Source organism: Protofrankia sp. Cj3 (genome assembly GCF_917627355.1).
Lineage (GTDB): Bacteria > Actinomycetota > Actinomycetes > Frankiales > Frankiaceae > Protofrankia.
In genome coordinates this window covers 14,962-38,827 of the sequence record NZ_CAKJTR010000028.1, presented here as the reverse complement: position 1 = coordinate 38,827, position 23,866 = coordinate 14,962, and the positions used below count along the sequence as shown (strand labels likewise).

General features: G+C 67.9%; 17 protein-coding genes. 12 read left to right on the top strand and 5 right to left on the bottom strand.

Annotated features, from left to right (window positions below; genetic code table 11):
* Window positions 1-201: 201 nt before the first annotated feature.
* The 4 genes from MJ783_RS06135 to MJ783_RS06120 are packed head-to-tail and all read left to right on the top strand — an operon-like array spanning window position 202 to window position 6,021.
* On the top strand, window positions 202-666 hold the full coding sequence (locus MJ783_RS06135) for a cupin domain-containing protein (protein WP_239309017.1): 465 nt from the start codon (window positions 202-204) through the stop codon (window positions 664-666).
* The gene (locus MJ783_RS06130; protein ID WP_239309015.1) at window positions 663-1,115 is read left to right on the top strand and encodes a cobalamin B12-binding domain-containing protein; all 453 of its coding nucleotides are present in this window, start codon (window positions 663-665) and stop codon (window positions 1,113-1,115) included. The genes MJ783_RS06135 and MJ783_RS06130 overlap by 4 nt, the downstream gene beginning before the upstream one ends.
* Window positions 1,112-4,321 carry an FAD/NAD(P)-binding protein gene (locus MJ783_RS06125; RefSeq protein WP_239309013.1) on the top strand — a complete coding sequence of 1,070 codons (3,210 nt, stop codon included), beginning with the start codon at window positions 1,112-1,114 and terminating at the stop codon, window positions 4,319-4,321. Before MJ783_RS06130 ends, MJ783_RS06125 begins: the two co-directional genes overlap by 4 nt.
* Entirely contained in the window at window positions 4,318-6,021 is a 1,704-nt protein-coding gene (locus tag MJ783_RS06120; protein WP_239309011.1) for an AMP-binding protein, read from the top strand. Before MJ783_RS06125 ends, MJ783_RS06120 begins: the two co-directional genes overlap by 4 nt.
* On the opposite strand, the gene hisD is transcribed toward MJ783_RS06120, so the two are convergent.
* A complete protein-coding gene (gene hisD, locus MJ783_RS06115) occupies window positions 5,981-7,276 on the bottom strand; it encodes a histidinol dehydrogenase (RefSeq protein ID WP_239309009.1) in 1,296 nt (431 codons plus the stop codon). The two genes, MJ783_RS06120 and hisD, sit on opposite strands and share 41 nt — an antisense overlap.
* Window positions 7,277-7,653: 377 nt before the next feature.
* Window positions 7,654-8,130 (bottom strand): hypothetical protein, encoded by a 477-nt coding sequence (locus tag MJ783_RS06110; protein ID WP_239309007.1) that lies wholly within the window; start codon window positions 8,128-8,130, stop codon window positions 7,654-7,656.
* Window positions 8,131-8,306: 176 nt separating this feature from the next.
* On the opposite strand from MJ783_RS06110, the gene MJ783_RS06105 reads away from it, so the two are divergent.
* The 5 genes from MJ783_RS06105 to MJ783_RS06085 all read left to right on the top strand — a co-directional run bounded on the left by MJ783_RS06105 (window position 8,307) and on the right by MJ783_RS06085 (window position 15,260).
* Window positions 8,307-9,278 (top strand): CHRD domain-containing protein, encoded by a 972-nt coding sequence (locus tag MJ783_RS06105; RefSeq protein ID WP_239309005.1) that lies wholly within the window; start codon window positions 8,307-8,309, stop codon window positions 9,276-9,278.
* 628 nt (window positions 9,279-9,906) lie between these two features.
* Window positions 9,907-10,839, top strand: coding sequence for an ATP-binding cassette domain-containing protein (locus tag MJ783_RS06100; protein WP_370651457.1), 933 nt, complete (start codon window positions 9,907-9,909; stop codon window positions 10,837-10,839).
* Entirely contained in the window at window positions 10,836-11,741 is a 906-nt protein-coding gene (locus MJ783_RS06095; RefSeq protein WP_239309002.1) for an ABC transporter permease subunit, read from the top strand. Before MJ783_RS06100 ends, MJ783_RS06095 begins: the two co-directional genes overlap by 4 nt.
* A 321-nt stretch (window positions 11,742-12,062) precedes the next feature.
* Complete coding sequence (locus MJ783_RS06090; protein WP_239309000.1) at window positions 12,063-13,220, top strand: transcriptional regulator; 1,158 nt, start codon at window positions 12,063-12,065, stop codon at window positions 13,218-13,220.
* Between the two features lie 351 nt (window positions 13,221-13,571).
* On the top strand, window positions 13,572-15,260 hold the full coding sequence (locus MJ783_RS06085) for a serine/threonine-protein kinase (RefSeq protein WP_239308998.1): 1,689 nt from the start codon (window positions 13,572-13,574) through the stop codon (window positions 15,258-15,260).
* Between the two features lie 65 nt (window positions 15,261-15,325).
* On the opposite strand, the gene MJ783_RS06080 is transcribed toward MJ783_RS06085, so the two are convergent.
* Entirely contained in the window at window positions 15,326-16,102 is a 777-nt protein-coding gene (locus MJ783_RS06080; RefSeq protein ID WP_239308996.1) for a hypothetical protein, read from the bottom strand.
* A 776-nt stretch (window positions 16,103-16,878) separates the two neighbouring features.
* Here MJ783_RS06080 and MJ783_RS06075 point away from each other — a divergent pair.
* From MJ783_RS06075 to MJ783_RS06065, 3 genes are all read left to right on the top strand, one after another.
* Entirely contained in the window at window positions 16,879-18,138 is a 1,260-nt protein-coding gene (locus tag MJ783_RS06075; RefSeq protein ID WP_239308995.1) for a lamin tail domain-containing protein, read from the top strand.
* Window positions 18,139-18,768: 630 nt separating this feature from the next.
* Window positions 18,769-20,001, top strand: coding sequence for an ABC transporter substrate-binding protein (locus tag MJ783_RS06070; protein WP_239308993.1), 1,233 nt, complete (start codon window positions 18,769-18,771; stop codon window positions 19,999-20,001).
* A 14-nt stretch (window positions 20,002-20,015) separates the two neighbouring features.
* Window positions 20,016-21,356, top strand: a complete 1,341-nt coding sequence (locus MJ783_RS06065) for a cytochrome P450 (RefSeq protein WP_239308991.1) — start codon at window positions 20,016-20,018, stop codon at window positions 21,354-21,356.
* A 31-nt stretch (window positions 21,357-21,387) separates the two neighbouring features.
* Here MJ783_RS06065 and MJ783_RS06060 read toward each other — a convergent pair whose 3' ends face one another.
* Both MJ783_RS06060 and MJ783_RS06055 read right to left on the bottom strand, forming a co-directional pair.
* Window positions 21,388-23,562, bottom strand: a complete 2,175-nt coding sequence (locus MJ783_RS06060) for a bifunctional diguanylate cyclase/phosphodiesterase (protein WP_239308989.1) — start codon at window positions 23,560-23,562, stop codon at window positions 21,388-21,390.
* Between the two features lie 71 nt (window positions 23,563-23,633).
* Window positions 23,634-23,866, bottom strand: a 233-nt coding sequence (locus MJ783_RS06055; RefSeq protein WP_239308987.1) for an SAM-dependent methyltransferase, incomplete at its 5' end; no start/stop codon positions are given.

Sequence of the window (23,866 nt, the reverse complement as noted above, 5' to 3'; positions counted from 1 at the left end):
AGCGTGTTTCGAAAGCCGCCTGTCCGGTTCGCCATGCCCAGGCGGCCCTGGCCGCGTTCTCAGCCATCCCATATACCACTCATCCGGTATCGGGGTAGCCCGTGCCCTTGCCAGCAACCACCTGAACGCGGCTCCCCGATCAAACGACGACTTCCGAAACGCGCCGTAGTCCGCGGCAGAGCACCGACGGAGGGCCAGGTCATGCATGATCACGTTGTCAGGAACGTCTTCCGCAGCGGCTTCGAGATGTCCGAACTCACCTGGACTTCATGGGTGGAGCCGGGACGAGCCGGGGTCGAACACCACATCCTGTGGGCTCCGGACGATGGCGGTGAGGACTCCGCCGGGCTGCTTTTACGATTTCCCCCCGGCGCGCACGGAGATTTCCACGAGCACCTTGGCTACGAGTTGATGCTCGTCTTCGACGGCACCCTCGACCGCAGCGACGGGCGGTCGTTCAGCGCCGGTGACCTGGTGGTCGAAGGCCCGGGAACGCGGCATCAGATGTCCAGCAGGCTGGGTTGCACGGTACTGGCGATCCGCAGCAAGCCCGCGGTGGCGAGAGAGCCGTCGGCGGGTGAGATCAGGAACACGGCCGAGACCGCCACGACAGGCACCCACGCACGTCCGGCTGCCTCGACGGCCGAGGAATCGATCGTCCGGTGAACACGCCCACCATACCGAGCCGGCAGGTGCTGCTGACCACTGTCTCCTCAGACTCCCACACCTGGAATCTGGTATTCCTGCATCTCCTTCTCGAAGAGGCGGGCTACCAGGTTCACAATCTCGGCCCGTGCGTACCGGACGACCTCGTGCTGTCCTCCATCACGGCGCTCCGGCCCGATGCCCTGGTCGTCAGTACCGTGAACGGCCACGGGCGGATGGACGGGGCACGGCTGATCCGCCGGATCCGGACAGCGCCATCCACCCGATATATACCGGCCATCATCGGAGGGCGGCTGGGAATACACGGGGACGCTGGAAAAGGAATATCGGCCGAGCTCCTCGACGCCGGATTCGACACCGTGTGCGACGAGCGGACCGACCCCCGAACTCTGCCCGGTCTCCTGCTGACCCTCGGTACCCGAGCCGAGCTGGGGAAAGGTGCGGCATGACCCTCCTGCTGCCGGCGGACCTCGGTTCCTACGTTCGATTCCACGCGGCTGCCGGCCGGCTGGTTGTCCAGCCGCGTATGGGCATGCCCGACCCGGCACAGATGGCCGCCGGCATCCAGGCGGTCGGTTCCATCGATGCGCCCACCGTCGGCACGATCACGCTCGACAGCTACACCCGGGTCGGCGATCATGCGGCGGCCCAGCGGGCGCTGGCCGCGGGCGGCGAGTCCCTGAACGGCTTTCCCATCGTCGCGCACGGTCCGCGCATCACGGCGATGGTGGTCACGGCCGCCCGTGGAAAGATTCCCGTCCAGGTCCGGCACGGGTCAGCCGCGCCAGCCGAGATCTTCACGAACATGCTCCTGGCCGGTCTGTCCGCGACCGAAGGCGGTCCGGTGTCCTACTGCCTCCCCTATGGACGGACCCCACTGGCCCGGTCGGTGCGCCAGTGGAGGACCGCCACGCGCCAGTTCGCCGCCGGTTGTCGGACGGCCGGGCTCCGAGCGCATCTGGAGACCTTCGGTGGATGCCTGATGGGCCAGCTGTGCCCGCCGTCCCTGCTGGTCGCGATGAGCCTGCTGGAAGCGCTCTTCTTCGTCGAGCATGGTGTGGACAGCGTCTCGCTCAGCTACGCCCAGCAGACCCACCCCGTGCAGGACATCGAGGCGCTGGCCGCGCTACGCCATCTGGCCACGGCCCTGCTTCCGCCGGATGTCGAGTCACACATCGTGCTTTACACCTATATGGGTGTCTACCCGGCCAGCGCCGCTGGCGCGCGGCGCCTGCTGGAAAGCAGCGTCGACATCGCGGTGTGCGGGGGCGCGGAACGGCTGATAGTCAAGACAGCGGCCGAGGCGCATCGAATACCGGCGGTGCCGGAGAACATCTCGGCCCTGACGGCCGCCGCCCTGCGCGCTGGCATCGCGCGTGAGGCGGCCGGCCTGCCGACCCTGTCCGAGGTGGACTACGGGGAGGTGTTCGACGAGGCCAAACGCATTGTCGACGCTGTTATGGGCCTGTGCGACGACATCGGCCAGGCGCTGCTGCGCGCCTTCGCGCACGGGCTGTTGGATGTGCCGTTCTGCCTGCACGCTGACAACCCGGGAATCGCCCGGTCCATGATTGCCTCTGACGGTCGGCTGCGCTGGGCCGAGGTCGGGGGGCTTCCGCTGCCGAACCAGCACCCGTCGGCGACGACGGCGACAAGCACGGCGATAAGCGCGGGCCAGCTGCTGGAGATGCTCTCCTACACCGCCCGAAAAAACGATCGTGCCGCTCAGCAGGCGGCGGCCACTGTGGCGGTGCCTGGATCGCCCCGGCCACTGCGGATCGCGGTGATCGGTACCGGGCCCCGAGGCACAGCCGTGATCGAGAGGATCGCGGCCCGCTGCGCGGACACCCGACCGATCCGCGGCATCGAACTGTACGCGATCGACCAGGAACACGTCGGTGCCGGCCGGATATGGCGGCCTGATCAGCCCGAGTGGTTGCTGATGAACACACCCGCCGGCGAGGTGACCATGTTCTCGGGCCCGCCTGACAGCGGCCCGCCCCGGCCTGGAGCGGGACCGAGCTTCGGGGAATGGTGGTGCGCGTCCGGTGCGCAGAACGCGGATCCGTACGGGTACGCGCCCCGCCAGAGCTACGGGCAATACCTGTGTTTCGTCCTCGACGCGGTGCGGAACAGCCTGCCTGCCGGCATCCGCTTCGTCGGTGTCCGCGGGCGTGTGGACAGCCTCGACCGGCAACACGACGGACAGTTCCGGTTGGGGCTGGCGGACGGAACCGAGATATTTGCCGATCGGGTTGTCATCTGTACCGGTCATACCCTGCCGGCGCTGGACGAAAACCAGCGCCGCCTGTCGGCATTCGCCACCCGCGGCGGCGCCCGGTACGTCCGAGCCGACTCGGCGGCGGATATGGCTCTCGATACGCTCCCGGCCGCGTCAACGGTGGGGGTAATCGGGCTGGGACTGGCCTTCCACGACGTCACGGCGTGGCTGACGGTGGGCCGGGGCGGCCGTTTCGTGTGCGGCCCCGATGAGCTGCGTTATATGCCGAGCGGGCGGGAGCCGTTCATCGTCGCCGGCTCGCGCGGTGGTGTTCCAGTCGCCGCACGGGGACGTAACCAAAAGAGCTTCGATCATGCCTACCAGCCACGCCTGTTCACGCTGCGAAGAATCACAGCGGCGCGCCGGCGGGGACAGCTGGACTTTCGCGAGGACGTCCTGCCCTGGCTCCTGGCCGAAGTCGAGCTGGTCTACTACGCCACCGAGATCCGCAACCGGTTCGGCGCTGAAATCGCCGCCATGTTCAGCGATGCCGTAATCATCTCGGCCCGCGACACGCCACCGCGGGAGGCCCTGTCCGCGCAGGCATGCCGTTTCGACGTCGGCGATCTGCCGAAACTGGACCTCCCGCAGTGCGCCCGGCCGTTCGCGGGCCGGCGGTTCACCAGTCCGCAGGCTTTCCAGGAAGCGCTCGCTGAATTTATCCGAGCCGATGTCGCTGCCGCCGAACTGGGTAACGTCGACGGGCCGGTGAAGGCCGCGCTCGACGTCCTGCGAGACGTCCGCTCCGTTATCCGGGCAGCGGTGAGCTATGCCGGCCTGACACCAGCGTCCCATCGCGAGGACTTCCTCGGCTGGTTCGCGCCCATATGTTCCCTCGTGTCGACGGGACCGCCTTTCATACGGCTGCGCCAGTTCCTCGCGCTCATGCGCTGCGGTGTGCTACGTGTTGTCGGGCCCGCGGCCGTCTTCGACATCGATGACACCGAAGGCTGTTTCTTCGCGGACTCCGAACAGGTCGAGGGTGCCCGCGTCCGGCTGGACGCGGTGATTGACGCCCGGATTCCCGAGCCGGATCTGCGGCGCGCGCAGTCACCGCTGCTGCGTCAGCTGGTGCGAACCGGGACATTCACCAGCTATATAAACAGCGGAGCGGGAAAATCCTATGACACCGGCGGTGTCTGGGTGACCGGCGCGCCCTTCCACCCCGTTGGCGGGAATGGTGTGCCACAGCCCGGGCTGTACGTTCTCGGTATTCCGTCCGAACATACCCGGTGGTTCACCCAGGTCGGCAGCAGCCGGCCTGGCCCATGGGGTGAGTTCATGGCGGACGCGGACAGCATAGCCGGCGACGTGCTGGCGTCACCCGCGGATGTGACCAGCCGGCAGCCGTTCATACCGACGAGCCGGCCATGACCACGACACATGTGCCGGACAGCCCCCGCGCGGACCCGGCCGGAGCGACCGAGTGGTTTCGTGCCGCCCGGGATGTCCTCATCCGCCTGAGACTTGATCACGATGCCGCCCGCGCCGCGTTCGCGTGGCCGCGCCCGGCCACGTTCAACTGGGCGCTCGACTGGTTTGACGTCGTGGCGCGGGACAACGACCGGCCCGCTCTCGAGCTGTTTGACCCGAATGGTGACACAGCCACGGTCAGCTATGCGCGGATGTCGGCCCGTTCCAACGCGACCGCGAACTGGTTGCGGGGCCTCGGTGTCGCGCGGGGAGACCGTGTGATGATCGTCCTTGGCCAGCAGCGGGAGCTGTGGGAGTGCGTGCTCGCCTGTCTCAAGCTCGGATCGGTGCTCATCCCCACCTATCCGAACCTGACCGCACCGGAAGCCGCCGACCGTGTCAGCCGCGGAAGAATTCGCCATCTGGTCTGCCGCGCGGACACCGCCGGGCGTTTCGACGGAATCACTCTCCCCGGCGTCCGGATAGCCGTTCCCGGTGATGTTCCGAACTGGGCCTCCTATGACGACAGCCTGTCCGCGGCGACGGCATTCACCCCGGCCGCGCCGACTCCAGCGGACGATGTCGCCTTCTGTTATTTCACCTCTGGTACAACCGACCGCCCGAAGCTGGTGGCCCACACCCACAGCAGCTATCCCGTCGGGCATCTGTCCAGCATGTACTGGAATGGCCTTCTTCCCGGGGACAGACATGTGAACATCTCCGCCCCCGGCTGGGCCAAGCATTCATGGAGCAGTCTTTTTGTCCCCTGGAGCGCCGAAGCCACGGTCGTCGCGCCGCGTGCGGAAACACTCATGCTGGGAGGGCTGCCAGGCCTGCTCGTGGAGCTGCGTATCGACACCTTCTGCGCGCCGCCGAGCGTATGGCGCGGGATGCGCCCGTATCTGCGGTCGGCACGCCCGGCGCTGCGTGAGGCGCTCAGTGCCGGCGAGCCGCTTGAACCTGATCTCGCCGACGCCATCCGCGGCGCGTGGCAGGTGCCGGTCCGTGATGGTTACGGCCAGACTGAGACGACCGCCCTGGTCGGCACCACACCCGGGCTGCGGCCACGACCGGGCTGGGTTGGCAAACCGCTCCCGGGTTACCAGATCACCTTGGAAGATCCCGATGCCGCCGGATGCGGCGAGCTGTGCGTGGACCTGGCGACGGGGCCGGTCGGTGTGATGGCCGGCTACCTCGACGACGCCGAGCGAACCGCTGGCATCCGGGCTGGCGGCAGATACCGCACCGGGGACATGGCGCAGATGAGCCCGGACGGATGGATTCGCCTGCTTGGACGCCGTGACGAGATGTTCAAGTCGTTCGACCGGAGGATCTCTCCGTACGAGATCGAATCCGTGCTGCGGCTGCATCCCGCTGTCACCGATGTCGCGGTCGTGCCGCTGGCTCACCCGACGGGCGGTACGGTCGCGCAGGCCGTGGTTGTCCCAGCCCTGGGCCACCAGCCGGGCAGCGCGCTGGAGGCGACGCTGCTCACCCACGCGGCGCGGCATCTGAGTGCCGGCCTCTGCCCCCGGTCAGTGCGGTTCACCGACCGGTTGCCACGGACCATGTCCGGTAAGGTCCGTCGCCGCCAGCTGGTGGCCGAGCCCGCCGCCCCGGTCAACGCAGACGCGCCTCCACCGCGTCGACGTGAGCGATGAGATCCTCAGCGCCACCGAGCGCGGCGATCCAGGGAGCCACCTGGGCGAGCGCCGCACGGTCGCACTCCACTACGTGGACCTGCCGTTGAAAAGCGGCCACCGCGAGCCCGCCGCTGTGCCGGGCGGTGCCGCCCGTCGGCAGGACATGGTTGGAACCGGCGAGATAGTCACCGAGCGACACCGGCGCCCACGGCCCGACGAACACAGCCCCGGCGTTACGGACCCGGGCGGCGACCGTGGCCGCGTCCACGGTCTGGATCTCCAGATGCTCGGCGGCCCAGGCGTTGACCACGGTCAGGCCCGCATCCACATCGTCGACCACAGCCACCGCGCCCTGACCGGCCAGGGCAGCCTCCACCCGCTCGCGATGGCGGGTCACCGGCACCCGCTTGGACAGCTCGACCACGACCGCGTCGCGCAGCTCGACGGACGGGGTGACGAGCAGACAGGCGGCCATCGGATCGTGCTCGGCCTGCGACACCAGATCGGCCGCGATGTACGCGGGATCCGCGGTATGGTCGGCGAGAATCGCGATCTCGGTCGGCCCGGCCTCGGCATCCACCCCGACCAGGCCACGCAGCAGCCGCTTGGCCGCGGTCACGTAGATGTTGCCCGGCCCGGTCACCACGTCCACAGCCGGGCAGCTGGCTGTTCCATGCGCGAACATCGCGATCGCCTGCGCGCCACCCGCCGCGTACACCTCGTCCACACCCAGTAGCGCGCAAGCGGCAAGAACGACCGGATGGGGCAGCCCACCGAACTCCCGCTGTGGCGGCGAGGCCACGGCAAGCGAGGCCACACCAGCCTCCTGCGCTGGCACGACGTTCATCACCACGCTGCTCGGGTAGGCGACCCGCCCACCCGGCACGTACAGACCGACCCGCTCCACCGCGATCCAGCGTTCGGTGACCCGGGTACCCGGCGCCACCTCGACGGTCACCGGTTCACGGCACTGCGCGCGATGGACCAGCCGGGTACGGCGGATCGCCTCCGCCAGGGCGTCCCGGACGGCCGTGCCGATGTGCGCAAGCGCGTCGGTGAGCGCGGCGGGCGTAACCCGCAGCGCGTCCAGGCGCACCCCGTCGAAGCGCTCGCCCGCGTCGAGGACCGCAGCGTCACCACGGTCACGCACATCGTCACAGACAGGACGAACCGCGTCCAAGGCCGCGTCGACGTCCAGGGCCGCGCGGGGCAGCAGCCCACGCAGCCGCACCGGCGAGGGAAGGGTTCCCCGCAGATCGAGTTCTCTCAGCACGATGAGGAGAGTATCGCCACCCGGATCCGGTGGCCTCCGGCTCCGGTGGCCTCCAGCTCCGGTGGCCTCCAGCTCCGGTGGCCTCCAGGTCCTGGCCTCCGGTCGAATGCCACCCGAACGCGTCGGTTCACCGTGGCGGCCGGCGGCGGGCCTCCATCGCCAGCCGCCGCGCGCACGTGGTGTGCATGGCTCACTACCGGTGACCACTTCTGTCACCGGTAGCAAACCCGTCGTGCGAACGCCCGCCGACCGCCTGGGCCAATGTCTGGTCCGATGCCCCGCGACGATCCGGGCTACCCGCGGCTGCCGGCCCTACACATGGCTGTCGATGCCCGGAGGCGACGCTGGCGGTCGATTCCGCACCGTGCGGCCGGCGGTCACGATGTCGTTTTGATCAGCTTCCCATCGGCGCCGATCACGAACCAGACACCGTCGACGCCCTGCCCATCGACGTCACCGGGTCCCATGTCGCCGACGTAGAGGTAGAGAGGCCAGTCGCCGTAAACCGCCTGGTTGGTTCCTTCGGCCCGGGTGACCTGCGACAGGAGCCCCTTGTCGGTGCCTGTCCCGGCGACGACAGGGGTACGGCTGATCAGCGCGGGCCAGGTGGCGACGCACTGGCCCGTGCAGGTGCTGGTGCCGTTCTTGTCCTCAGCGAAGGCGTAGAGAGTCCGTCCGTCCTGGTCGGTCAGGATGGGCCCGAGGCTGGAATCTGCGATCTTGACCGCTACCGGCTCCGCGGCCTGGGTGGCCGGGGTAGCCGGGGTGTCGTGCTGGCCCTGGCCGGATCCGCTACCGCAGGCGGCGAGGCTGGTGACAAGGAGTGCCCCGAGTAAGAACATCCGGGTGCGCATGAGATTTCCTCCAGACAGGTGAGATGGATTCGGAACTCACACGTAGCCGTCCCCGCCCCAGTTCAACGGACGACAGAACCAAGCTGCGGTGAACCAACGGCAGCCCGCGCCACGTGTCTATGATGATCCGCCAAATGGACTCTATACGGAGCTACCGGTACGAAAGGATATGGGAGATGCGAGCACCCGCTTTAGCGCTGTCGACGCTGGCACTCAGTCTTGGTTTGGTCGGTGTCACAGCGGTGCAGGCAACCGCCCAGGCGGCCCCGCACACGCCAGACCACACGACCGTCACAAGCACCACCGCCAGGCCAGATCGCGCCGCTGGCATCCGGCGCGCCCGGCTCAAGCCGGTATTCTTCAAAGCCAAACTGGAGGGCTCTAACGAGGTACCGGTTGCCGGCAAACCAGCGGTCGGCGATCCCGACGGTAGCGCCACCGCCATCATCCGGTTGCAGGGTGACCGCGTGACCTTCGCGTTCTCCTGGAAGGGAATCGGCGCGCCGACACTCGGTCACATCCATCAAGGCGCCGCTGGCGTCAACGGCGATGTCAAGGTGGCGCTGTGGGGTACCGCGGTGCCAGAAACGGTGACCGCGGATGCGGGTGCTGTAACAGTCAGCGACCCAGCTATAGCGGACGCGCTGCGCGCGGACCCGGCCGGGTTCTATCTGAACCTGCACACACAGGAATTCCCCGGTGGCGCCGTACGCGGCCAGCTCACCAAGCTGGATGCGCCCGCCGATCTGCTCAGCCTGCTCGGGGGCAGCGGAAGCAAGGCGTTCCTCTCCGGTGACCAGGAGGTCCCGGTTGCCGGCGGTCCGGCGGTCGGCGACCCGACCGGTCGGGCGGTGGCGTTCATCCATCCTCGGGACACAGAGGTCGGCTATTCCTTCGCCTGGCTGGGTATCTCACCGACCCTCGGCCACATCCACAAGGGAACATTCGGGGTCAACGGCCCGGTCGTCGTGCCGCTCTTCACCACCCCGATGCCCAGCACGATCTTCGCCGTGGCCGGCACTGCCACGGGCCTTGACGCGGCGCTGGTCAAGGACATCGCAACTCAGCCTTCGAACTTCTACACCAACCTGCACACCGCACAGTTCCCCGGTGGCGCCGTACGCGGCCAGCTCTTCAACTGGCGCTGACCACCATCCGCCGGATCGCGAAGCCCGCGGCACTCCGCCGCGGGCCCTGCAATCCGGCGGACACTCCCCCACACCAGCCACACCAGCCTGGCGGCAATCGCGGCCCGGCGGCGGCCACTGAGAGCGCCCGAGGATAGAGCGTTCGGTCAGGGAGCGGCTCATCCGCGCCCGATCCGGACAGTCCTATTCTCGGGCGCTCTCAGAGCGCCCGGCAGTAGGGGCGTGGATCAAGGAGCGGGGTCGGGGTGCGTGCATCGCGAGGCGGAGGAGGGAGCCACCCTGGTGTTGGGTGGCGACCGACGAGCCGGGGTACCCGTGCATCGCGCGGCGATGGACGGGGAGCGATGCGGCGAGGTGCGTGCCCTGGCCCCGTGACGCCGCGTCCCCTATTGCCGGGCGCTCTTACTACCTAGAGTTCTGCCATGGCCCATGACGATCGACCAGCCACCTACACCGCCACCGCGCTCCGGCCCACCCCGCGATGGGTTCGCTGATGCTGGTTCTCCTGCTTCTGCTCACTATCGGCAGCACCGTATGGTACATCCGCAACCATAAAGCGAGGCAGGAGGAGCCGCCCTCGATGGGCGGGACGGATCCTGCCCTACCACCGCTGATCTCGGGCAAGGGCGTGCGATCGGCAACACCGCGCCCGGCGTTCGACGGTCAGATCGTTGTCTCCGGCCTGACCAAGCGTTATAACGGAGTCACGGCAGTGGACGACCTGTCGTTCGTCGTGCGGCCGGGCCGGGTCACAGGTTTCCTGGGCCCCAACGGCGCGGGGAAGACCACGACACTACGCATGATCCTCGGCCTTGCCGCACCGACCGCGGGCACCGCCACCATCGGCGGCATCCGCTATATCGACCTGCCGGAGCCGCTGCGCCATGTCGGCGGGCTGCTGGAGACAAGCGCCGCCCACCGGGGCCGCACCGGCCGCAACCATCTGCGGATCATCTGCCAGTCCGTCGGCATCCCCCTGGAGCGCGCCGACGAGGTCCTCGAACTCGTCGGTCTCACCCCGGCGGGGCGCCGCACATTCAAGGGCTACTCGCTGGGCATGCGGCAACGGCTGGGGATCGCCGCGGCACTGATCGGCGACCCGCGGGTCCTGATCCTCGACGAGCCGGCCAACGGCCTGGACCCCGACGGTATCCGCTGGATGCGCGACCTGCTCAAAGCCCTCGCCGCCGACGGCCGCACCGTGCTGGTCTCCAGTCATCTCCTTGCCGAGATGCAGCAGCTTGCCGACGACCTGGTCATCATCGCCGCCGGCCGGCTGGTCGCCCAGGGGACGGTCGACTCGGTGCTGGATTCGATGGCGCATTCCGCCCGCGTCCTGGTCCGCATCTCCGACGCCGAGAAGCTGACCGCCGCATGCGGCGAGGACGCCGTGGTTGTCACACGCGAGAACGGCGACCTGCATATCACCGGCATGGACGCCACCGCGGTCGGCGAGGCTGCCGCCCGTGCCGGTGTCGTCGTGCATCAGCTGGTCACCGAACGGCCCGGCCTGGAAGACGTCTTCCTCGAACTCACCAGAGGCAAGGCCACAATCCGATGAGCCCGCTCGACAGCCTCGTCATCTCGGCCGCGCCGCGCACCGGCTTCGCCCCGATGCACCGGGTCCGCGCCGAAATCATGAAGATACGCACCACGAACACGTGGTGGATGTTCAGTATCGGCATCGTTCTCGTCACCGCGGAGGCGCTGCTCCGCAACGGCGTCTCCCACCACTACGACCTGCACCCGGCACTCGCTGGTCTGGACCCAGCCGACAGGGCCCAGGCCCTTGCCACCGCCGCCCGTGCGCACACGCACGCCGGCCAGGCCGCGATCGCCAGCAACATGATGACCTCTGGCCAGTTCCTCGGTGTGCTGTTCGCGATGCTCATCGGTGTCCTGGTCGTGACCAACGAGTACAGCCACCAGACCGCCACGGCGACCTACCTGGCCAATCCACGCCGCGGCACGGTCATCGTGGCCAAGTTCATCGCCGCCGCCTGCTTTGGCGCCCTGTTCTGGCTCGTGTCGACCCTGATCGATGTCATCGTCACCCCGATCTACCTACACAGCCAGCAGCTTGGTGTTTCACTGGCCGACTGGGCCGTGGTCCGATCGGTGCTGCTCAACCTACTGGCGTTCATCATGTGGGCCATCTTCGGCCTGGGACTCGGCACCCTCATCCGCAGCCAGCTCGGCTCGGTCATCACCGGCATTGCCGCCTACCTGCTCGGCACCGCCGCGGTCGCGGTCATCTTCGAACTGATCTACAACGCCTACCACCATACGTGGGTTCAAGGGGCGATCGTGATCGCGCCCGCGGTCGCCTCGCTGGTCATGACCACCCCCGGGCAGGCGTTCGACCATGCGCCGCCGCAGTGGACCGGCCTGATAATCATGATTGGATACACGCTGCTCTTCGGCACAATCGGCGTCCAGCTCACTCGGCGCCGGGATATTTAGAGCCTCCGGCAATAGGACTGTCCGGCCCGCGCCGCCCGGTCGGCGCCTCGCGTCATCGCTCCCCGTCCATCGCCGCGCGATGCACGGGTGCCCCGGCTCGTCGGTCGACGCCCCACACAGGGCGCCTCCCTCCGCCGCCTCGCGATCCATCCACCCGGACGCCGCTCCCTGATCGAACGCCCTATTGCCGGGCGCTCTTAATGATCCTTTAGTCTGATCCGCCTCGCCGGCCGGCTGACGTGTCCAGATCCAGGCCCGGCGTAGTGCGGGACTGTGGGCCGCGGGCCGCACATACTCAGTGGCAGAGCGGGGACAAAGCGGATGACGATCGACGAACGGCTCTCTGGCCCAAGCGACAGCGAACGGGAATGGCTGCGGGTCCGCAGCCACCTGATCAGACACCGCTTCACGCTCGCGGTGACGGCAGCCGATGACTACCCGCCGGACGTCCGCGTGGCAGGCACTCCGCTGCTCGCCGACCAGCGGTGGCTGCCACCCGTCCCGTTGCCGCTGGACTCGATCGATCTCCATCTCGACGTGACCGGTGGCGCCCGCGGGCTGACCGGCAGGGAACAGCTTTCCGAGCCGGTCCGGCCCCTGCGCGCGAACGGCACCCGGTACGGCACCTACTCCGCCGCCGTCGCGGAGCTCGCCGCACCGGCGGTGTTCAACAACCTGCCCACGTACCGGCTCCTGGCCGCCGACCTGTCCGGCGGCCGAGGCCGCATGCTGTTCGGCCGTGGGCGCTACTTCGACGCCCTGGACGTCGGCGAAGCGTGCGCCCACGAGTACGCGGCCCACACGCTGGGCCTTGGCGGGACGCCGCTGCGCGCCGCGGTCGCGCAACCGTGGGACCTCACCGCCCGCTCGACGAACATGGCGATCAGCACGCTGACGCTCCGCGTCGACCGGACGGCCGGCGCGGCATCGTTCCTGCTGCACTGGCGCGACCCGGCCACGGTCGGCCACGCCGGCGGGCTGTATCAGGTGATCCCCGTCGGGGTCTTCCAGCCATCCGGTACCGCGCCGGGAAACGAAAGAAACGATTTCGACCTGTGGCGATCCAGCATCCGCGAGTTCTCTGAGGAACTTCTGGGAAACCCAGAAAACTACGGCAGTGACCTCTTACCGATCGACTATGATGCCTGGCCGTTCGCCGCCCGCCTGAACCGCGCTCGCGACCGCGGCCAGCTGCGGCTGTTTGTGCTCGGCATGGGCACCGACCCACTCACCTTCGCCACCGACCTCCTCACCGTCGCCGTGTTCGACGCGCCCATGTTCGACGAGGTGTTCGGCAATCTGGTCACGGCCAACAATGAAGGCCGCGTGCTGTCGACACTGGCTGCCGGCAGCAGCGGTCCCGGCATCGCCTTCAGTGAACAGAACGTAGCGCGTATCGTCCGCCGCGAACCGACGCAAGCTGCCGGCGCGGCGCTGCTGGCCCTCGCGTGGCGGCACCGTGATGTGCTCATGGCCTGAAAACCTCTACATCGATGCGGCCTGACGGTCCCCGGGCCGCGCTCCGGGATCCCCGCTCAGCCCATCGGCGAAGCCGGGCTTCCCCGCGCGCTTCGGGACGTATGGCTGCGCGCGTGAGCTCCCGTGCGTCAGCGCCACGCTCGCGCCGGCCGAAATGGCCACCGCACCGCGTTATGCGGCCGACGACCGGGCTGTCAGGAAAACCGTGCTCAACATCGTGCCCCCGGCAGGGCCGGCCCTGACCGCTTCCGCCGGTTGGCTCCAGCCGCGGTACGGGCCGAGAACCTGCCCCGGCCCGAGAATCGGCATGATGGACACCAATATCCCCGGATGGGAAGCAGGAGAACGTGCATGGGTGCCCAACAGGCGTTGCTCGGGCCGTTGTCTGGGCGGGATCCGGACCGGATTGGTTCGTACGTCTTACTGGGCCAGCTCGGGGCCGGCTCCATGGGCCGGGTCTATTTAGGCAGGTCAGCGGCTGGCCGTCTGGTTGCGGTGAAGACAATCAAACCGGAGTACGCCGAAGAACCGGATTTCCGGGCTCGGTTCACGCAGGAGGTGGCGGCGGCACGGCGGGTCAGCGGAGTGTTCACGGCTGCCGTGGTCGCGGCTGATCCGGACGCCGGCGTGCCATGGCTGGCTACCGCATACGTGCCAGCTCCATCGTTGGACCGGTTGGTGCGGGCGTGCGGCCCGTTGCCGGTGCCGGCCGTCCGCTGGCTGGCCGCCGGCTGCGCGGAGGCGCTGGAGTCGATCCACGGTGCCGGGCTGGTGCACCGGGATCTGAAACCGTCGAACGTGCTGGTCTCCCTGGACGGGCCGCGAGTGATCGACTTCGGGGTGGCGCGGGCGGTGGAGCGAATCCAGCTCACCTCGACACACGGAGCGGTCGGCACACCCGCGTACATGGCGCCGGAACAGGCCCGCAACACCCGCCAGGTAGCCGTCGCGAGTGACGTGTTCTCGCTCGGCTCCACGCTGCTGTACGCCGGGAGCGGGCACGCCCCATACCGTGGGGAAACTGTGATGGACATCCTGATCCAACTGGCCACCGAACCGCCGGACCTCAGCGGGCTGCCGCCGGAGCTGACCGACCTGGTAGCCGCCTGCCTGGACCGGGATCCGCAGCGCAGGCCCACTCCGGCGGTGCTGCTCGCCGAGCTCGCGCCGTATGTGGACCTTGAAACAGAGCACGGCTCGGAGCCGTCGGTACTGCCGGCGGCGGGACTGGCCCTGATCCAGGAGTACCGGAAACGCCCCCAGGCCACCGCCCGGATCCCCGAGCCGACCGGCCCGGACGCCACCCTCGCCTCCCGCCCCGGCTCGCTCACTTCCCACCCAGGCCCGCTCGCTTCGGATGCTATGGCCGTACCCACCACGCAACAGGACGCAGCCGCTGCCTCGGCCGCCTCGCCCGGCGTTGCTGAAGCGGCTGGACGGCGCCGATTCGCCTTGCCCGCCCGGCAGTTGCCGCGGCCAAGCGCTCCGCCGGGCGGGCGAGGTAACCGCCGGCCAGGCAAGGGCCGGGCGGGCGAGGGCCGGTCGCCGACGGCGAAGGAGCCGCGTTTCGGCCAGGCCGCCATGATCATAATATCGATAGGCACGGTGGCCGCTCTGCTGATCGCGGGCGGCATCCTGGGCGCTCGATCCAGCAGCCGGGCAAACCAGACGCAGAATTCCCAGAACGCCTACAGCGGGTATGACCCACGCCTGCTCGGGCCAGGGCCGCCGCTGTCCGGAGCTTCCGACCGTCCCGGCGGACGGCCGCAGCTGCTGGTCAACCAGCCGATGGGCGACGGAGCCACCGGGTTCGTGGTACATGGGCGCGGCTGGGTGCCCAACCAGTTGGTCACGGTCACGTTGGCCGGTGGCAGGGTGTCCGGCTATCAGCAGACGATCGACCTGGCCGGCACCTTCAACTACACGATCAACCAGTCGCACGAGTTCTTCACCGGCCCAATCCCACCGGGGCATTACACCGTCGTCGCCACGGCAACCGACGGGTCCACCGCGCATGCCTCGTTCGACGTCCATCCGTGACGCCCAGCGGGGACGTCCAGCCAGGACCCGCGGACGTGGCCGCCGGCCGGCGGTAGCAGCACCGGTCACGGCCGCCGGGTCCACCAGAGGTCCTCCTGGCGGGAGCACCAGGCCGGATCATTGAGCCGGGCCAGATCCGCCGGCGTGATGACCGCGTTCTCCAACAGCACCTCGACGACGACCTCGTCGGACAGCCGGACGCCGGGGCGGACCAGAGCACGTTCGGTGATCTTGTGGCGCAGTGCCTTGAGATGCTCGCCGACCCGGGCGGAGAGCCGGTCCCGAAACGCCGGGTCGTTGTCGAAGCGCTCCAGTTCGAAATGCGCGTCGGTCACCTCGAGCGCGGCCCGGGCGATCTCCGGTGTCCGGGGCAGTGGCGTGGTGCGAGTCGGGTCGATCAGCCACGGCCGGCACCACATCAGCGCCACCAGGAACAGTTTGGTCTTCGGGTCCAGATACAACGGAAGCAGGGTCGAGTCGTCGTCCAGCCGCCCCGGCACCCGTTCCCGGCCGGCGGTGGCCGTGGGGTCGAAGTCCTCGGCCGAAGCGCCGACCGCCACCCGCAGGGGCTGGCCTTCGTCCAGCATTGCCCGTGAACCGACCAGCACGGTTCCGGCCCGGAGAAACCATCCGCCGCACGGCTCGCCTTGCTCCTCCATCCGCGGCAACCGGATCCGGTAACCGTCGCTGACCGTGTAGAGCGCATGTGTACAGCTGATGTTGGCGACCCATGCGCCGCCGTTGACGGCGGCGATGAGCCCAGCCCGGCGGGACAGCCCGCGTCCGACCGCAATCATCACGTCCACGTCCGGTCCCCGGCCGAAAACGAGCTGGCCGCCCACTGGAATCCCGATAACCTCTCCGGACGACGTGCCGACCCGCGCCGCCGATGCCGTCGAATCCAGCTCCGTTACCTCCTCGCACGTTCCCCGGCCCAGCTCAACGCCTCGTCCGGGCCGGAGTGTACGGCCCCGCGACCGGGCTAAGGTGCCCCCGAACTCGGGGATGTGGAACACGCGCAGCGGTGCGGGGGGCCGTGGGAGCTTTTGGCTGATGCCCACTGATACCCGCTGATGCCCGCCGGAAGCAGCCAGTCAGTACGAAACGGGTCCGCGACCCCCGGATTCCGGGGATAGCCCACAGCCCCCGTTCGCGGTTTTCTGGGAACCGTCCGGGGCGAGGCAGACACGGGCACGGCGCGCAGGGGGTGGCAGGCGACCCGGAACGCAGTTACGTCGGTCCAGCACGGGGTGGACCACCCGGCGGGACTCGGTTCGAGGTCGGAGCCTATATGGGGGGATCCTGCGATGTCGCGTCCGCTGTCTCGTCCCGGCCCCACCCGCATGATCCCATGTGCTCTTGGCTCAGAATGTAGAATTCTCAACAAGTCAATCCTGTGACCTGGCCGTAGGCCACCCCGCGACCCCGCGCTATGACCCACCAGCTCACCACCGGACGGCGGCTCAGGCCCGGCGACCTGGGCTCATGGCCGGCTGGCGCCCAGGCTGCCCGACCGGAAAGTTGACAGTCTCGGTTCGGGAGAATCAGACGCGGCTACGTTACGCTCCGCGTCAGGATGGGCTGATGCCAGCGGGTCCTGAGCGATCGGGGGACGGTCATGACATACACGGTGCTACATGGGCGGTTTGTGATCCGCTATCCCGACCGGCCGCGCCAAGGGCCGGAACCGGACGGCGACACGGTCAAGTTCCTCCCCGACACGCCCGCACTGGTTGAGAGGCTGCCACGCCGGTCCGGTCGCCCGCCGGGCATCAACGGCCATGGTATCTCCGTCCGGCTGGAAGCGATCGACGCGCTGGAAACCCACTTCGGCGAGACCCATCAGGAGCTGGCCGGCGCAAACGCGGCCCGGGACGAACTGTTGCGTCTGCTGGGCTTCACCAACATCGTCTTCTTCCCCGATCTGCCCAACAACGTGCAGTCGGCCGATCAGGACAGTCTGCGCGGCCATGTGCTGTCCAACGGCATCGACGGCAACGGCCGCCTGATCGCGTTCGTCTACCCGGGCGAGCACCCCGGGCCGGATGGCGCGTCGGTGTTCGCCGACAACGCCCTGATCGACCAGTCGGTCAACGCCGCTCTGCTAACGACCGGGCACGTCTACCCGGCCTTCTACGCCACCCTGCCGGCAGCCCTGCGCAACCACCTGGCCGGGATATCCCGGGCGGCCCGCGCCGCCCGGGACGCGGCCGGGCTGTGGCCGCGTGCCACCGCCGACCCCAACGGCGCCGCCACCATCGCCAACCTCGCTGACCTACAACAGCTGGTGGTCTGGCCCAAACTGTTCCGCCGGATCGTGCCCTACCTCGCGGCCGGCTTCACCAGCTTCGACGGCTTCGACGCGTGGCTGCGCACCGACACGGTCAACCGGGACGACGCGTTGTTCCTGCTCGACCGGCATGAGTCGGGCAACCTGCACGATGTCATCCACGCCGAGGAACACCGCGTCCAGTTGACCGTCTGGCCCGAGGACTTCATCATCGGCCCGGACCCGACGCCACCCGGCGCACCGACCGACCCACACACCGTCGCCGCAGGCGACGTGCTCATCGTGGCCGCGCTGCCCGACCCGGTCGGCGCCGACCGCGGGCACGAGCTGGTCACCCTGCTCAACACGACGGCATCCCCGATCGATCTGGCTGGCTGGGGCCTGCTCGACTCGGCCGGCGGCCGGCACGACCTCACCGGCACCCTCGTCGGCGGAGCCGTCATCCAGGTCGCAGCCCGGGGAGCGGTCCAGCTCGGCAACCGCGGTGACGCTCTCCTCCTCGTCGACCGTGCGGGCGTCTCCATCGATCAGGTCACCTACAAGGCCGACAAGGTCCGAACAGGACGCACCATCTGTTTCGGGCGCTGAACACACGCCGCGGACGCCCCACGCCAGCCCGGCGCGATCCCACGGTCACATTCAGAGCGCCCGGCAATAGGGGACGCGGCGTCGCGGGGCCAGGGCACGCACCTCGCGTCATCCCTCCCCGTCCATCGCTTCCCGTCCATCGCTGCGCGATGCACGGGTACCCTGGCTCGTCGGTCGCCACCCAACAGTCCCGGCCGCTCGCGGGACAATGATCGCGCCCTCGAGCGCGGCTGGTGGTCCGCCGGGCGTGCCGCGGTAGACGGCCACGGTCTCCCCGACGGCTTCCCCAGAGTTCCGCCGCACCTGGAAAAAACCAGCCGGCGACCTGCCCTCCAGCGCATCCAACCCCGTCAGTATCGGCGCCGCCGGCCCGCCAGCACATCCATGATCCCAAACGGGCGACGGCACAGCAAACGACGGCGTCGGGACTTCATGGCAGCCGAATAACGGGCCTTTCAGCTGCCCGTTCACGAAACAGCCGGCTCATACCTCATGCTTTTTAAAACTTTTAATCCTTTTAGCCCCTTTATGGTTTTTGAAGAGGTACGGGATAGTAAATATCAGTTTCAGCAGTTTCGCCGTTCAGGAAGCACGGCTTCTTCGGAACGTGCTCCTGGTAGGAGGTCCCAGATGGACAGACAGCGCCGAACCGTCCAGCGGATCGCTGTCGCCGTGGCACGTGCCACAATCGCACTGACGGTGGCCGCATGCGGAGCCTCGCCGATCAGCGGCAACCCGGAAGGCCAGAACTGCACGGTCCCCGGCGTGACCGACAAAGAGGTTAAAATAGGCTTTCTCTACCCGGCCACCGGCCCGCTGGCGGACGGATTCCACGCCTTCCGCGCCGGCGTGGACGCGCGGCTGAGCGCGGCCAACGCGGACGGCGGGGTCAACGGCCGGACGCTGTCCTACACCTGGCGGGACGACGCCTCCAATCCCGCCACGAACCTCGCCAGCGCCCGTTCCCTGATCAACGACGACGGGGTCTTCGGGATCATCGAGACCACCGGGGCCGCGACCGGGTCCGCGCCGTTCCTGCATGAGCAGGGCATTCCGGTGACCGGCCTCGCGCTGGAGCCGGTGTGGAGCGCCGACGACAACATGTTCACCCACCTGAGCTTCACAAGCCCGGGATCCATCACCACCTGGGGTGACTACGCTGTTTCCCAGGGCGGTCGGACCGCGTTCATCCTACGGACCGCGTTCTCCGAGACCATGCGCACCATCGCGGAGAACGTGAGCACGAGCCTGCGCACCGCTGGTGTCCGGATCGCCGGTTCCGCCGACGTCAGCCCTGCAGCCAGCCCGACCAGCCTCGGTGCCCAGATCAAGGCCAGCGGTGCTGACACCTTGATCGCGCTGACTGCCCCGGACGCTCTCGACCAGGCCCTCATCGGCGCCCGCAACGCGGGCGTACCGCTGAAGGTCACCCTGTCGTTCTCACCCGGCTACGACCAGAGCCTGCTGCAGAAGTACGGCCGGCAGCTCGCCGGAACCTCCTACTTCCTCGAGTACACCCCGTTCGAGCTGGACACCCCCGCACACTGGGAGTTCCTTCGGGCCATGAACATGTACGCCCCACAGCTGCAGCCCCCGGTCCAGGGCGGCGCGTTGTCTGGCTGGATCTCCGCGGATATGATGATCCGCGGGCTGCAGGAAGCCGGCATCTGCCCCACCCGCCAACAGTTCATCCACGGCCTTCGAGCGGTCCGGGACTACAACGCCAACGGCCTGCTGCCCGCGCCCCTCGACATGGCCACGAACTCCGGTCAACTGAACGCCTGCTTGTCATTCGTCAAAGTCAGCGATGACGGTACCCGCTTCAATCCCGAGCCCACCGCCCGTTGCGGACGCAAAATATAAGGGAGAGCACATCAATGCCAGCCACACCCACAGGCGTCGCGGCGGCTCCCGGGCGCCTTCCACTGTTCGGGCACATGCACCGGATGCTGACCGAACCGCGTGGTTTCTTCGAGTCCCTGCGCGGCAGGGGTGACATCGTCACCATCGGCCTCGGACCGACCGTGGCCTATGTCATCAACGAGCCATCCTGGGTGCACCAGATTCTCACCAGGGATGTCCACAAGTTCGCCAAGGGCATCGGGTACGAGAAGTCAGCGCCGTTTCTCGGCAACGGGCTGCTGAACTCCACCGAACCGACCCACATGGCACACCGCCGGTTGATGCAGCCGGCATTCCACACAGCGCAGATCGCCGCCTATGCGGACCAGATGCAGGAGAGCGCCGAACAACGCGCCACCGCGTGGCGCGACGGCCAGGTGGTCGAGTTCGGCCAGGAGATCCATGCTTTCACGGTCGCCGTGGTATGCCGGGCCCTGTTCTCCGCCGATCTCGGTAACAGCGTCGCGGTCCAGGTGGAGGAGGCCCTGCCAGTTCTGCTCAAGGGCGTGAGCAGGCGCATCGCCTTCCCGATCGGCTGGTTGGAGAAGCTGCCCACCCCAGGCAACCGCCGCTTCAACCGCGCCCGGCATCGGCTCGACGACATACTGACGAATGTCATCGCCCAGTGCCGCGCGCGTGGCGCCACCGACGGCAATCTGATGGCCATACTGTTATCCGCCCGTGCGCAGGGCGATGGCCCCGGCCTGTCCGATCAGCAGATCCGCGACGAGGCGATGGCCCTTTTCCTGGGTGGCGTCGAAACCGTGCGTGATGTGCTGAGCTGGGCCTGTCACCTCCTCAGCCAGCACCCGGACATCCAGCGAAGACTGGCCGACGAGGTGGACGCAGCCCTGGCCGGCAGGTCACTCGACCACAGCACCTTGGCCAACCTGGGCTACCTGCGCCAGGTGCTGACCGAGACGCTGCGCCTTTACCCCCCGGCCTGGCTGCTGTCCAGACGGACTGTGACAGAAGTCGCCCTCGGCGAACACCGGATTCCGCCGGGATCTCATGTGCTGTTCTCCGTGTGGACCATACAACGCGATCCGGCCGTCTACGCCGCGCCCAGCACCTTCGATCCAGACCGGTGGGGCGGTGCCGCCGCGGCGGCACTGCCGCGCACATATTTTCTCCCGTTCGGCGCGGGCAACAGAAACTGCATCGGTGAGCCATTCGCCTGGGAAGAAATGATGATCTTTTTGGCAACAGTGACGGCTCACTGGACGCTGCACCCCAGCCCTGGCCACCGGGTACGCCCAAGCCGATCGCCGATGCTCCAGCCCAAGCGGGTACCGTTGATCGTTCGTGCCCGCTGATCCGCTGGCGACCGCTCCCAGCGACCGTAAACTACCTGATTGTCTGAGTATTGTCGCAGGTCAGCTCCCAGCGTGGGCGTTCAGGAACGCACCTGTTCGGACTGGTACGTTCCTGGTATCGCCTGGTGAGCCGGTGAGTGATCTCCTCGGGCGGTAGTGGTCGTGCGAAAAGGTAACCTTGCGCGGTATCACAGTCGACCGCTCGCAGCCGTTCGGCCTGTGTTGTGGTTTCGACTCCCTCAGCGGTCACTGTCAGCCGCAGAGAGTGCGCCAGCCCAACCATGGCCTGCACAATCTTCTCATCATCGGGGTCAGCTTTCTGCCTGGATCGAAGGCCTTCAACGAAGGGTCCCGCAAGTTTCAGGGTGTGCACCGGCAGACGCCGTAAGTAGGCAAGGTTGGAATAGCCGGTACCGAAATCGTCGATGGCGATCCGTACGCCCATGTCAGCCAGGGCGCGCAGCGCACGGAGCGGTTCATCGGCCGTACCCATGAACGCGCTCTCCGTGAGTTCCAGTTGAAGCCGGTCGGGGGACAGCCCGGTGTCGCCGAGAACACGCTGGACCTGCTCCACCAGCTGGGGATCACGGGTCTGGCGGGCAGCGAGATTAACGCTGACGAACGGGCGGGCGGGACTGAGGTCCTGCCAAGACCTGGCCTGCAAACAAGCCAGGTACAGCAGTCGTCCGCCGAGCGGCACGATCAGGCCGGTCTCCTCCGCGATATCGACGAAAAGGCCGGGGCTCAGCAGGCCGAAACGAGGATGCCGCCAACGGACCAACGCTTCGACACCGGCCATGCTGTCGTCCGCGAGTGCCACGATCGGCTGGTACTCGAGAATGAACTGGTCCTGCTCGAAGGCACCGGGCAGCATGGTGGCAAGGGTGTGACGGGTGATCTCATGGGCGTTGCGCTCGGCGTCGAACAGCGCCCACCGGCCCTTGCCGTCGGACTTGGCCCGATACAGCGTGATATCCGCGGCCCGTAACAGGTCACGGGGGTCACCGTCGGCGACCGGGCGTTCAACAACACCTATGCTCGCGCTGACCGACAACAGGTGGCCGTCGACCTGTAGCGGTCTGGCCAGCTCCGCCAGTACCTGCTCGGCGACAGCGATCACATCGGCGGACCCGGTGGAACCGGCTACCACGACGACGAACTCATCACCACCCATACGGGCGAACAGATGCGTCGGTGGCAGCGTGCTACTGAGCCGATCCGCGAGCGCAACGAGCAGCCGGTCACCCACATCATGGCCGAGGCTGTCGTTGACAGTCTTGAAGCCATCGAGATCGATGAAACACACTCCGACCCGGTCATCGGAACCGGCGACCATGAGGTCACTGAGCCGTTCCAGCAGCAACGCGCGATTCGGCAGGCCGGTGAGTGGGTCATGAAAGGCCTGTGAACGCAACTGGGTCTGCAACCGGTGCCGCTCAGTGATGTCCACGACCATGGACAACTGGACGCGGCAACGGCCGTCGTCGTCACGCAGACACGAAATGGTCAGGTCCGCCCACACCACCGCACCGCCCGCACCGGTGAACCGCTTCTCCAGCCGGATGCGTTCAGGGCCTGCACCACGTTGGTGCCCATAGGCCGCCCGTACCTCCCCGGCATCCTCGGGGTGAGCGAACTCGTCGATCCGCCGGCCGTGTATCTGCGCCGGACCGACCCCGAGCAGCTCCAGCAGTGCCCCGTTGGCCTCAATCACCGACCCGTCAGCGTCGCTGATCGCGATCCCGATCGCGGAGCCGGCAAAGACCAGCCGGAACCGGGCATCGCTCGCGTACAGCGCCGCCTGGTGGATCGAATCCTGAGCAGCGAGAATCTGTTCCCGGAGAGCCTGCGTGTACCCGTCCGCCAAACCTGCCTGAAGAGCCACCAGCCGGGCCGCGTACCCGTCTGCCGCATCGAGCTCCAGGTCGTCGAGCAGCCTGTTCCCGACGGCCCGGATGCTGCAGGCGAGCGCATCGCCCGCACCAAAGCGGTACTCAATGATGGCGGCGCCGATGATGACCGCGGGCGCTGTCACGAACGTTTCAGCGAGTAGAGCGTCGACAAGCCGGCCGGTCAGTACCCGTAACCGCTGCTCGACCTCAACCACATTGATTGTCAAACAGCTCGCATCGACGAGTTCCCGCGCCCACGCCAGCGCGAAGCGTTCGACGCCCCGCTGACGGACAGCCGGGTGTAATGGCCTCACACATACTCCTCAAGAGCCTTTCACATGGCCAAAAATCACCTCGTACGGCCGTTTCTGGGCCGGGATATGAGCTACCGGCATCCCACCGCCGCGAAAAGTGTCGAACGTTCCGGGGCCGCGGCGAACGGATCCGCGGTACCGTCTCCCCCGTCCGGGCGCCACATCGGCACGTGGACAAGACCGGGGTCGACAAGATCGTATCCCTTGAGCAGCGCCGCGATGTCCGGGCAACGACGGGCAACGATGCCGGTCCGGGCGGCCTGGGACCGCTGTTCGAGCTGTTCGAGCTGTTCGATCTCTTCGG

Coding starts and splice junctions, on each gene's coding strand:
- MJ783_RS06110 (WP_239309007.1), bottom strand. CDS start 8,130: ATGCGCACCCGGATGTTCTTACTCGGGGCACTCCTTGTCACCAGCCTC.
- MJ783_RS06135 (WP_239309017.1), top strand. CDS start 202: ATGCATGATCACGTTGTCAGGAACGTCTTCCGCAGCGGCTTCGAGATG.
- MJ783_RS06090 (WP_239309000.1), top strand. CDS start 12,063: ATGACGATCGACGAACGGCTCTCTGGCCCAAGCGACAGCGAACGGGAA.
- MJ783_RS06095 (WP_239309002.1), top strand. CDS start 10,836: ATGAGCCCGCTCGACAGCCTCGTCATCTCGGCCGCGCCGCGCACCGGC.
- MJ783_RS06070 (WP_239308993.1), top strand. CDS start 18,769: ATGGACAGACAGCGCCGAACCGTCCAGCGGATCGCTGTCGCCGTGGCA.
- MJ783_RS06120 (WP_239309011.1), top strand. CDS start 4,318: ATGACCACGACACATGTGCCGGACAGCCCCCGCGCGGACCCGGCCGGA.
- MJ783_RS06065 (WP_239308991.1), top strand. CDS start 20,016: ATGCCAGCCACACCCACAGGCGTCGCGGCGGCTCCCGGGCGCCTTCCA.
- MJ783_RS06105 (WP_239309005.1), top strand. CDS start 8,307: ATGCGAGCACCCGCTTTAGCGCTGTCGACGCTGGCACTCAGTCTTGGT.
- MJ783_RS06125 (WP_239309013.1), top strand. CDS start 1,112: ATGACCCTCCTGCTGCCGGCGGACCTCGGTTCCTACGTTCGATTCCAC.
- MJ783_RS06085 (WP_239308998.1), top strand. CDS start 13,572: ATGGGTGCCCAACAGGCGTTGCTCGGGCCGTTGTCTGGGCGGGATCCG.
- MJ783_RS06075 (WP_239308995.1), top strand. CDS start 16,879: ATGACATACACGGTGCTACATGGGCGGTTTGTGATCCGCTATCCCGAC.